This window comes from Flavobacterium beibuense (assembly GCF_004151245.1).
Lineage (GTDB): Bacteria > Bacteroidota > Bacteroidia > Flavobacteriales > Flavobacteriaceae > Flavobacterium > Flavobacterium beibuense_A.
Genome location: NZ_JUIW01000011.1, coordinates 40,459 through 52,104, shown reverse-complemented (window position 1 = coordinate 52,104; position 11,646 = coordinate 40,459). Strand labels below are relative to the sequence as shown.

The 11,646-nt window shown below is 37.3% G+C and carries 10 protein-coding genes; 4 read left to right on the top strand and 6 right to left on the bottom strand.

Annotated features, from left to right (window positions below):
- Positions 1-2: 2 nt before the first annotated feature.
- Positions 3-638: a 4'-phosphopantetheinyl transferase family protein gene (locus NU09_RS14945; protein ID WP_129752114.1), complete on the bottom strand. Its 636-nt coding sequence runs from the start codon at positions 636-638 to the stop codon at positions 3-5.
- A 155-nt stretch (positions 639-793) separates the two neighbouring features.
- On the opposite strand from NU09_RS14945, the gene ahcY reads away from it, so the two are divergent.
- Positions 794-2,110 (top strand): adenosylhomocysteinase, encoded by a 1,317-nt coding sequence (ahcY, locus tag NU09_RS14940; RefSeq protein ID WP_129752113.1) that lies wholly within the window; start codon positions 794-796, stop codon positions 2,108-2,110.
- Between the two features lie 125 nt (positions 2,111-2,235).
- On the opposite strand, the gene NU09_RS14935 is transcribed toward ahcY, so the two are convergent.
- From NU09_RS14935 to NU09_RS14925, 3 genes are all read right to left on the bottom strand, one after another.
- On the bottom strand, positions 2,236-2,799 hold the full coding sequence (locus tag NU09_RS14935) for a DNA-3-methyladenine glycosylase I (RefSeq protein ID WP_129752112.1): 564 nt from the start codon (positions 2,797-2,799) through the stop codon (positions 2,236-2,238).
- A gap of 6 nt (positions 2,800-2,805) precedes the next feature.
- Complete coding sequence (locus tag NU09_RS14930) at positions 2,806-6,498, bottom strand: TraB/GumN family protein (RefSeq protein ID WP_129752111.1); 3,693 nt, start codon at positions 6,496-6,498, stop codon at positions 2,806-2,808.
- 98 nt (positions 6,499-6,596) lie between these two features.
- Entirely contained in the window at positions 6,597-7,250 is a 654-nt protein-coding gene (locus tag NU09_RS14925; RefSeq protein ID WP_129752110.1) for a queuosine precursor transporter, read from the bottom strand.
- Between the two features lie 189 nt (positions 7,251-7,439).
- On the opposite strand from NU09_RS14925, the gene ald reads away from it, so the two are divergent.
- The 3 genes from ald (at position 7,440) to NU09_RS14910 (ending at position 9,813) form a co-directional block, all read left to right on the top strand.
- Entirely contained in the window at positions 7,440-8,534 is a 1,095-nt protein-coding gene (gene ald / locus NU09_RS14920; RefSeq protein WP_129752109.1) for an alanine dehydrogenase, read from the top strand.
- Between the two features lie 70 nt (positions 8,535-8,604).
- Positions 8,605-9,165: a hypothetical protein gene (locus NU09_RS14915; RefSeq protein WP_129752108.1), complete on the top strand. Its 561-nt coding sequence runs from the start codon at positions 8,605-8,607 to the stop codon at positions 9,163-9,165.
- A gap of 72 nt (positions 9,166-9,237) precedes the next feature.
- Entirely contained in the window at positions 9,238-9,813 is a 576-nt protein-coding gene (locus NU09_RS14910) for a hypothetical protein (RefSeq protein WP_129752107.1), read from the top strand.
- A gap of 78 nt (positions 9,814-9,891) precedes the next feature.
- On the opposite strand, the gene tsf is transcribed toward NU09_RS14910, so the two are convergent.
- On the bottom strand, positions 9,892-10,716 hold the full coding sequence (gene tsf, locus NU09_RS14905) for a translation elongation factor Ts (RefSeq protein ID WP_129752106.1): 825 nt from the start codon (positions 10,714-10,716) through the stop codon (positions 9,892-9,894).
- A 100-nt stretch (positions 10,717-10,816) separates the two neighbouring features.
- The gene (gene rpsB / locus NU09_RS14900; RefSeq protein WP_129752105.1) at positions 10,817-11,575 is read right to left on the bottom strand and encodes a 30S ribosomal protein S2; all 759 of its coding nucleotides are present in this window, start codon (positions 11,573-11,575) and stop codon (positions 10,817-10,819) included.
- Between the last annotated feature and the right edge of the window lie 71 nt (positions 11,576-11,646).

Here is an 11,646-nt window from a genome sequence, read left to right as displayed (position 1 = left end):
GACTAGTTATTATCAATGCTGTAAACTAACGTAAAATCTTCTATTTCCTCAAAATAAAAAGGAAGATTACAGTTAATCTCTTCAAAATGTACTGTAGCCGTGCCATTTAGGTCGTCCATTTTAAAAAAATCTACATCAATATTCTGTTTAAAACTAAGGCCTTGGCGCGAAAACATTTTATACAATGCTTCCTTAACACCCCAAATCACGATAAGTCTCCTTACATAATCCTCTGTATTATTCTGCTCCAGGTAACTAAATTCTTTTTCTACAAACTTGTCGGCTATCCTTATTACCTTTTCCCTACGTATTTCCATGTCAATACCAATGCTTCGGTTGCTTATTATGATGGCCGAAAAACTATAGGAATGTGTAATGGAAATATTTTTTCCGTCTGTAAGATGAGGTTTTCCGTCTTCAGTATAAAACAGGTCAAGATCGCTGTATCCTGCTTCTGCAAGCAGTTTTCGTACGCTCATGAAGCCTTTGCGGTGCTGTTCGGATTTCATTCCCGAAAGGCGTTGTTCGCAAACATTTTTAAGGACAGTACCTTCAGACAGTTCTTCCAGGCTCTCTGTTATCTTCCAAACCAGTAACTGCGTGTCGTGAGCTATTTTATAAGACTTGTATAAAGGCATTTATATGTTTTAAAGAGTTTAAGTTCATTTTGTTGCAAATCAAACAATTATAAGTGTTCAACGATTTTTAAAATATTCATAAAACTGTTTGTTTACAAAGGAAATCACTAAATTTGCAAAAATTTTTTTAGCTAAAATACAAATATACAATATTCATGAGTACGAAGACTGTGCCTTATGTGGCTTACAAAGTAAAAGATATTTCCCTTGCAGAATGGGGTAGGAAAGAGATAGAACTTGCTGAGGCAGAAATGCCGGGATTAATGGCTTTACGTGAAGAATATAAAAATGAGCAGCCTTTAAAAGGTGCGCGTATAGCAGGATGTCTTCACATGACGATACAAACAGCAGTTTTAATTGAAACGCTTGTGGCTCTAGGTGCTGAGGTTACCTGGAGTTCTTGTAATATATTCTCTACTCAGGATCATGCTGCTGCGGCTATTGCTGCTGCCGGTATTCCTGTTTATGCATGGAAAGGCTTAAACGAAGAGGAATTTGACTGGTGTATAGAGCAAACACTTTTCTTTGGTGAAGACCGTAAGCCTCTTAACATGATTCTGGACGATGGTGGTGATCTTACCAATATGGTATTTGACCGTTACCCGGAACTTACTAAAGATATTAAAGGTCTTTCTGAAGAGACTACAACGGGTGTACACCGTTTATATGAGAGAATGAAAAACGGTACGCTTGTAATGCCGGCTATTAACGTGAACGACTCTGTTACCAAATCTAAATTTGATAACAAGTACGGATGTAAAGAAAGTGCTGTTGATGCTGTTCGTCGTGCTACCGATGTTATGCTTGCAGGTAAAAGAGTGGTTGTGTGCGGATATGGTGACGTAGGTAAAGGTACTGCTGCTTCTTTCCGTGGAGCGGGTTCTATCGTTACTGTTACTGAAATTGACCCAATTTGTGCACTACAGGCTGCAATGGATGGTTATGAAGTGAAAAAACTTGATACTGTAATTGGTAATGCTGATATAGTAATTACTACTACAGGTAACAAGGATATCGTTGTGGGCCGTCATTTTGAGCAGTTAAAAGATAAAGCTATCGTTTGTAATATAGGTCACTTTGATAACGAGATTGATATGGCATGGTTAAACAAAAACCACGGCGCTTCTAAAATTGAAATCAAACCTCAGGTTGATAAATATACTATTAACGGTAAGGATGTTATCATTCTTGCAGAAGGACGTCTTGTAAACCTTGGTTGTGCAACAGGACACCCAAGTTTTGTAATGAGTAACTCTTTCACTAACCAGACGCTTGCTCAAATTGAGCTTTGGAAGAACAGTGAAAGCTACGAAAACAAAGTATATATGCTGCCTAAACATCTTGATGAAAAAGTGGCATCACTTCACCTTGCTAAACTGGGTGTTGAGCTTGAAACACTTTCTAATGAGCAGGCTGCTTATATTGGTGTTGAGGTTGAAGGTCCGTTTAAACCGGAATACTACAGATACTAATTTTAGTATTAAGATAGTAGAAGTGAGTATCGAGCTACTTACAGATAACATAAAAAAAAGACCCGCAATGGCGGGTCTTTTTGTTTTAATTTGAGAGCTATTTCTAACTTCTTATATCTGTTGTCTCAATTCTTTTTTGTCCAGCATTCGGCAATATGGTCGTTAACCATTCCGGTAGCCTGCATGTTGGCATAAATAACGGTAGAGCCTACAAATTTAAACCCACGCTTTTTCATATCCTTACTAATCTTGTCAGATAGCGGTGTAGTGGCAGGAACCTGAGATAATGAGACGAATTTATTGTCTATGGTTTTGCCGTCTGTAAAATCCCAGTAGTATTTTGAAAAACTGCCAAATTCATCCTGTATTTTCATAAAAGCCTGCGCATTTGATATGGCAGCCAGTACTTTTAGCCTGTTTCTTATAATACCTGCATCCTGTAGTAAACTGTCTATTTTGTCCTGCTTGTAGGAAGCAATTTTTTTATAATCGAAATTGTCAAATGCCTTTCTGAAATTCTCCCTTTTCCTAAGAATTGTAATCCAGCTTAACCCTGCCTGAAAGGTTTCCAACAGCAGGAACTCAAAGAGCTTTTGGTCGTCATAAGCGGGTTTTCCCCACTCCTCGTCGTGGTATTGTTCATATAATGCATCGCCTTTGCACCATGCACATCTGTTTTTTTGTTCCATATTCTTTTAATAGTCGTAGTCGTAATCACTGTAAGGCATACGGTTGTAATCGTCTTCTTTTGTAAAGGAAGCTCTTGTTTTATCTCCGTTAATTATAGAGTCAATCATTTCCTTCATGTTGTTTTCCAGTTCATCCTCATCAATAATAACTTTTGAAGCCATTATTTTGTATGCTGCCGGATTAATGGTGTTGTCTTCCTGTATGAAAGCAATACCTGTTATTTTATCAGGGTTGTAGTCATAAGGGTCCTTATCTTCACTGATGTTTTGAATCTTAAAGAAATAAAACTCGGCCTTGTGGCTATAAACCGGAACAATCCTTTTTTCAATGAAAACCAAAGAGTCTTCTTTGCTCTTCATGTTTTTTAACGAGAATAATGCCGATGCGGCCACCTCCTGATGTGAAATGTTTTTTATTAATCCCGGTTCTTTCTTATAGAGCCTGTTGTAGGTTAAAAACAATGTTTCTTTATCTTTTAAAAGCTCTGTAAGCTCGTTTTTGTCAACTATACCGTTGTCTATATTGAGTTTAGATACGGCCAGGTTAGCCTGTTTAATATTGGTTTTTTTAATACTTTCAAAAAAGGCTTTAACATCGCTGTCTCCTTTAAACGGATATAGTAATGTAATGTAATCTAAAAGTTCTTTAGTTTCGGGAGTGCCATTGTACTGTTCCTTCATCTCCTGTTTTGCCTTGCGGCTTTTTACCCTTTTCAATTCCAGCTTGGCGTTGGTAAGGATCATCTTTTTGAAGTTCTTAAGCTTTTTGGCCTTAACCGTTTCACTGCTTAAAAGGGCAGAGGTAAAGTTAAGTATTGGCTCATGATACTCATTAATGCTATAAAACTGGAAGATATCCGGGAAGAGTACATTGCTGTTCTCCATATCACTTTCAAAATACCTGAATAGTGATTTTATTTCATATCCGTTGTCTGATACAGGGAGGTCATATTCCATAAGCTCCAGTATCTTTTTATAGCCTTCTTCTGAGTACTGATTGGTTAGTGCATTTAATACGGCAAACTGAATTATAGTATTGGTATTCTCCTTTTTGTACTGCTTTTCAAGAAAGGCAATCGCTCTTTTATCATCCAGTTCACCTATTTTTTCATACAGTTCTGTAAGGGCTTCGGTCTCATCTTTTTTAAAGTCAAAGGTATTTATAAAGTTTTCCAATACCGGCAGGTCTTCTTTTTCTACCGAAAGGTTTGAAACCGACTGTAATGCCGAGTATCGGATACTGTCGTGGCTGCTTTTGGCATCTTCTATAAATAGGGAAACCTTATTTTTATTGATGTCGTTACTTTGCTTTTTTGTTAGGCGGAAAGAACTAAAAATCTTTTCAATATCAGTATCCTCGCCGTTATAGTCTTTGTTTACTAAAGTCCTTATCAGGTATCTTTCGTTATCACGGTTTATATAGGTGTACTTTAAGGCCTGCTCTGAATTGGAATCAACAGCAATCGCATCCATACGGTAGGTGTCGGTACTTTCATCGTGAGATGTCTTTTCATTCCTGATTGTTGTTTTGTGTTTTACTTCAGGATCTTTAGACAGAATGATATCCCAGGCGGTTTTATAATCACTGTTGGTTCCGTAATAGCCTCCGTGGTTATTGTTTTTGTTTTTGTATATGTCCTCAAGAGTGTATGTCTTGTCTTCGTCTATTTCATCATCACTAATTACCCTTTCCCTTAGTTTTGTCCAAAGGCTGTCTATAGGAGTGGCTTTTCTATATTTATGATCCTGATGATACCACACGCTAACGGCTTGCCCTGACGGAAGCGTAAAGCTGTAATTGCTGTTTTTTATCTGGAATTCGTTTACTTTATCATTGCCGTAACGCTGAGGTTTTTTGCTTACAAAGTCCAGTCTTTCATTTTGCAGTTTTGGTATATCAACCACAAAGCCCGAAATAGTGTCTTTAAACTCCCTGAATTCTGTTTGAGATTTTGCAGGCTGGAAGTTAAATGAACTGAAAAAACGTTTTGTGTTTTCTTCACTAGCCCCAACAGTACCCATAAGATAATATTTAGCCCCGTTAAGGAACGTTTTAAGCTCTATGGTCTTGTTGCCTATTTTTGATGATGAGGTAAAGCTTAAAGGTGTTTTAGTGCTTTTTGTTTGGGTAGAGTCTATATCAAACTGATTGTAGAATTCATACTGTATACGCTTTAACTCGAAATCAGAGTTTTCAAGGGTTTGGTTATCGCTAAGGGTACGTTCCAATATAAAATAGTGTGCGTTATCCTCTGGAGCATATGAAAGCATCTCGATATCCGAAACGGTTTTAGAAACTGCCCTGTCTCCGTAAACAATGGTGTAGGAAGGAGCGTCAACACTAAAGCCTCCCTTGTTTGGTGTAAAAGTATTCCAGCCGGAAGCAATAGGCTTAAGCTGTATCTTGTTAAATACTTCCTCTTCAAATTTTCGGGTATAATCCTCTTCACCCGCCATGCTTACCACAATAATTTCAAGCGGAGTAATATAGTATCTGTAATGTTGCGCGTTACCTGTTTTGGTAACGTTCTTTATGTCGTAAATTTCATAACCATCCTGTTTGTAGAATTTTTTATCCAGTATTTTACCCGGAATGTTTTCGTAAAACAGGCTGTCTAACGATTTATGGTTAAAAGGCTTGTTGTCTTTTTTAAGGAAATCCAGTAAAGGAATGCGCTTTACATTAATATATCCGCCATTTGCCAAATCGGGCGATTCAAGATTTTCTTCATTTTCTATTACTGCTATATGCAGTGGCAGGCTTATTATTCCGTCGGGTGTAGTGCGGTTTTTATAGGCAGGCTTAATAAAATATGACTCTATTTCCTGCTTTTTAGCTTTACCCTGTTCGGTATAGCTATCAAATACGGGATTAACAGTATAGCCTTTTGCCCTAAGCATCTCTATGATGCCTTTTTTGCCTGGAAGGTGGGCTGCACCAACAGCAGCAAAAAGACTTCCTTTACGGGCAAGGGAGTCTATAGATTTTACCATTACAACATTCCTGTCATAAAGCAGGGCTTTAAGATAACCTTCAGGGGCTGATAATACGGTAAGCGAATCGATCATGTCAAGATCTTTGTCCCTGTAAAAGTTTATCATAGCATCCTCATAAGCATTATTCTTAAGGATTTTTTGCAGGGCGATCATATTCTCCTCTTTAGGCCTTGTGTCGCTTACATCAGCATTCATTATGTTGATTATGGAAGTCTTGGTGTCTTCCAGTCCAACAGTCTTTTTGTTATATTTTCTGCCTGTTCTGTATATAAACATATCAAGATAGGTTTCTTCCTGATATTCCTTTTGGTGTTCATTTGTCCTGAACAGGAGATTGTTCATTGTAAAGTTATTCATGTAAAATAGCGGATACATTTCATCTTTAGTAAGGGGAGAAAGATAAAACTGAGAATAGAACTTCTCGTTGTTGTAACGATAGCTTCCGGGGTTAAGTGCGCCATACAGGTCTATCCATGTAGAAGGTTCACTTTCGTTAGCAACCATATCTGCATCCAGAAGGTGTTCAAAAAAAGCATCAGACAAATGGTAGGACACCTTGTCGCTCACGTGCATTGAACCATACAGGTATGACTTTTTAGCCAGTCCGTTACCCGATACCTCCCATAAAAGGCTTTGGTATTTTTTTTCCTGCGCAAAAGCAATGCAGGTAAATAGTAGTAATAGTAAAGCAGATTTTTTCAAGACAAATAAATTAAGTAGGTAGTGTTATATCAAATATAACGCTTAGTTTTTAAAAAACCTTGTGGGGTTATCCGCTTTTTTTCTTAGGTTCCAGCAGCTTACTCTTTTTTTGGTTCCATGTATTTTCTAATCCACGCATGGCCTGCATAAATAAGAGGGGTAAGGGCAATGGCTATTACAAGCTTAACAAAGTAACCTGTAAATGCCGAAGCGATATAAGTAGGGGTGTCTATCTTACCTGTCATCCAAAAGGCAATACCCAATACAATAAAGCTGTCAAAAAGCTGAGATATTACTGTAGACCCTGTGGTTCGCAGCCAGATCATCTTATTTCCTGTCTTTTCCTTAAAGAAATGAAATACGGTTATGTCTATAAGCTGAGAGACTAAAAAAGCGGTTATACTTCCTACAATAATCCACATGCTTTGCCCGAAAACGGCATTAAACTGTTCGTCGTTGACGGTTGGCAATCCTTTTGCCGAAGGAATCATCAGTGCGAAATAAAGTACTATAAAACAGTAAGCAATAAGGCCTGCGGTAATATAAGATAGTTTTTTTACGCCCTCACGGCCAAAGTATTCATTAATAAGGTCGGTAGTTAAAAATACCACTGGCCACGGCAAGATACCTATACTCATGACATATGGGCCTATGTTAATTAGTTTACCTCCTATAAGCTCTGCAACAACAGCATTGGTTATAAAAATTCCGGCAAGTATAACGTAAATAGTGTCTTTTCTTGATTGAAACATGATAGTAAACGTAAAGGGGATTTTATCAAAAGTAAGATTTTTATGGTAAAGTATGTAATGCTAATTATTATGAGTTGTCTTTTATGATTTTTAGGGGTTGATTTTAAAAATTTGTTAATTTATTGAATTATAGTGTATAAATTATAGGGGTAGTTTGTTATATTTGATTAATTTTTAAAGTTTAGTTGTATGAAAATAGGGGTTCCAAAGGAAATTAAAAATTTCGAGAGCCGTGTAGGAATTACACCGGCAGGCGTTTTTGAACTGGTTAACTGCGGCCATCAGGTATTTGTACAGGAAGGAGCAGGGGAAGGAAGCGGCTTCTCTGATGACGATTATCGTGATACAGGTGCCTTTTTGTTAGCTACTATCGAAGCTGTTTATGCCATGGCAGATATGATAGTGAAAGTTAAAGAACCCGTGGACTATGAATACAGCCTTGTTAAGAAGAACCAGGTTGTATTCACCTATTTTCACTTTGCTTCAAGCAGGGAACTTACCGAAGCCATGATAGAAAGCAAGGCTGTTTGCATAGCTTATGAAACCGTTAGGGATGAAGATGGGTTGCTGCCGTTACTCACCCCAATGAGTGAAGTTGCAGGTAGGATGGCTATACAGCAGGGAGCTAAATACCTTGAAAAACCCATAAAGGGCAGGGGAGTGCTTTTAGGCGGAGTACCCGGTGTACCTCCGGGAAAAGTGCTTGTGTTAGGTGCCGGAGTGGTAGGGGTGCAGGCTGCAAAGATGGCGGCAGGGCTTGGTGCTCATGTTACCATTTTAGATATTAATATGAAGCGTCTTCGTTATGTTAACGATATTATGCCTAACCACGTTGTTACCGAGTTTTCCAGTGTTTACAATATAAAAAGACATATTAAGAATCACGACCTTATAATTGGTGCTGTGCTTATACCTGGTGCTAAAGCTCCTAATTTAATAACACGCGACATGTTAAAGGAAATGCGTCCGGGGACTGTTATGGTAGATGTGGCTGTAGATCAGGGAGGCTGTTTTGAAACTACAGTACCAACAACTCATGAAAATCCTACGTATGTAGTAGACGATATAGTGCATTATTGTGTAACCAATATGCCCGGTGCGGTACCTTATACCTCTACACTGGCATTAACAAATGTAACCTTGCCTTATGTTTTAAAGCTTGCAAATCTGGGATGGGAAAAAGCATGTGAGCTTAACCCTGACCTTGCAGCGGGACTAAGCATTGTAAAAGGGCAGGTTGTGGCTAAAGAGTTATTAGAAGCTTTTGAGTTACCGCTTATTTAGTTTTTTTAAATATAAAATGCTTATATTTAGTGTTTTAAACTTTATATTTAACCATCAAACCGCCAGCCTTATGAAGAAATTATATTTAGTATTTCCGGTTCTTTTAATGCTTTTTACATTTACTAATGATAAGATAGAAGGGCGTAGTGATAATTTAATGGTCAAAACTGAAATTGATGAGTCTGTTATTCCTTTTGACAGGGTAATATTCAGTGTTATGGGTGATGAGCATATGTATAAAACGGAACAACTAACTGCTTTTTATAAAATTGATATGAATACGGCAGCTCCAGAATATATAGACAACTTAAAGAATATGTGGTTTTGTTTGTTGTGTTCTAAAATAGCTAAAGAAGGTAGTATTGAAGAGAAGAAATTTTTTCTGAATGAACAGATTAATCTGTACAGTAATTTGCCAAACTACAACCGATTTTATTATCTGCTTCGCAATTGTTCTTCTTTTATAAGTGATGATGAGATGAAGTCAATAGCAACTGCTTTCTACGATAAGAATAATAAAATTCTTAATGGTACGAATTGGGAGGATGAAAATACTGAAAAGCAATATAAGGAGGATCTTATTATGTCTATAAGAAATCATGGTTTGCTTACATCGCACTATAATCAGTAGTTTTTTAGGTTATTTAAATTGCTTATATTTAGTGTTTTAAGCTTTATTGTTAACTTATAAACTGCCAGCCTTATGAAGAAATTATATTTAGTACTTCCGGTTTTTTTACTTTTTATAACATGTTCTGATGAGAACACAAAAGAAGCTAAAACGGCTGTAAACACTATGAATGTTCGTGTGGTTCATGATGATGACCCGCCAACGGGGCAAGGTGATATTCCACGAAGTAAACTTGTGTACAAATCGTTTGACCATAACAGTTTTACACTTACCGAATTATGCGAACGCTATAAAAGTGATATTGAGGTTACAGCACCCGATTACCATGATAACCTTAAGAATTTTTGGTTTAGTATAATAGGAGACAGAATAATTTCTGAAGGTAGTGATGAGGTGAAAAAATACTTTATTGAAGAACAATTAGGCTTGCAAAATAACCTTATGAATATTGAAAGGTTTTATAAGTTGTTACTGGCTTCTCCGTTAACCGAGGAGGAAGGCCTTGTTGCATCGAATACTTTCTATGAGATTAATGAAGAAGCTATTGCCGGTTTACAGTGGAAAAGTGAAAAAGAGGAAATGGCTAAACGAAGGGAATTGGTTTATACCAAACGTACCTATGAAATATTAATAAGAAGCAGTAAATAAAATTGCTGATATAATATAAAATAAAAATCCCGAATCATATGATTCGGGATTTTATATTGTTTATGTTATGCTTTTTAATTAAGCAAGTGCAACTCTTTTGAAACCTGTTACAGTTAGAGAAGCGTCTACAGACTTAACATAACCGCTTACGCTTAGTTTGTTGTCTTTAATGTAGTCTTGGTTAACAAGAGTGTTATCTTTAAAGAAACGGCCCAGTTTACCTTTAGCGATGTTGTCTAACATAGATTCCGGCTTACCTTCCTGACGTAGTTGATCTTTAGCGATTTCGATTTCTTTCTCGATTACTTCAGCGTCAACACCTTCTTCGTTAAGAGCAATTGGAGCCATAGCAGCAGCCTGCATAGCAACGTTTCTTGCAGCCTCTTCACCACCTTCTACGTTAGCAGAAAGGCTTACTAAAGTAGCGATTCTGTTACCAGCGTGGATGTAAGATCCTACAAATGCACCTTCAAGTCTTTCAAAAGCACCGATCTCGATTTTCTCACCGATTACACCAGTTTGCTCAGTAAGTTTCTCTTCAACAGTGATTCCATTGAAAGGAGCAGCAAGTAATTCTTCTTTAGTGTTATAGTTAAGTGCAAGGTTAGCCATGTCGTTAGCTAGGTTAACGAAAGATTCGTTTTTAGCAACGAAGTCAGTCTCACAGTTAAGAGAGATAACAACACCTGCAGTTTTATCAGCATTAACAACAGCTATTACAGCACCTTCAGAAGACTCTCTGTCAGCTCTGTTAGCAGCAACTTTCTGTCCTTTTTTACGAAGGATTTCAATTGCTTTATCAAAATCTCCTTCAGCCTCAACAAGGGCTTTTTTACAGTCCATCATACCGGCACCTGTAGTTTGCCTTAATTTATTTACGTCAGCAGCAGTAATATTTGCCATTTTGATTTATTTTTAATAGTTAAAATTAAAAGTCGTTATGTTGATAATGGCTACAAAAGTAAACATATACCAGCACAACGACTTTATTGTAATGTTATTTTTATTCTTCAGTAGCAGCTGTTGGAGCTTCTGCTTTAGCAGCAGTTGCTTCCTGCTCATCTTTTTCAGACTTTCTGTCAGAAAGACCTTCAACGATAGCACCAGTAACTAAAGATAAAATTTTGTCGATTGATTTTGAAGCATCATCGTTTGCAGGTATTACATAATCAACCTCTCTTGGGTCAGAGTTTGTATCTACCATTGCGAAAACCGGAATGTTTAATTTTTGCGCTTCTTTTACAGCGATGTGCTCAGCTTTAATATCTACTACAAACAGTGCAGCTGGTAATCTGGTCATGTCGGCAATTGAACCTAAGTTTTTCTCAAGTTTTGCACGTAGACGATCTACCTGTAAACGCTCTTTTTTAGATAGCGTGTTAAATGTACCATCTTTCTTCATTTTATCAATTGAAGCCATTTTCTTAACAGCTTTTCTGATAGTAACGAAGTTAGTTAGCATACCACCCGGCCATCTTTCAGTGATGAACGGCATGTTTGCTGCAGTTGCTTTTTCAGCAACAATATCTTTTGCCTGTTTTTTTGTGGCAACAAATAATACTTTTCTGCCTGATGCTGCGATTTTTTTAAGGGCTTCGTTAGCCTCTTCTATTTTAGCAACAGTTTTATATAGGTTGATAATGTGAATACCATTACGCTCCATATAAATGTAAGGAGCCATGTTTGGATCCCATTTTCTAGTCATGTGTCCAAAGTGAACACCTGCTTCTAGTAAGTCTTTAACTTCTACTTTATTTGCCATTTTTGTAATAGTTTACGTTCTGTTGAGTAAGCAATGGTTAAGTGGCGGTTTTTCCGGCCTTAGCCATTTAG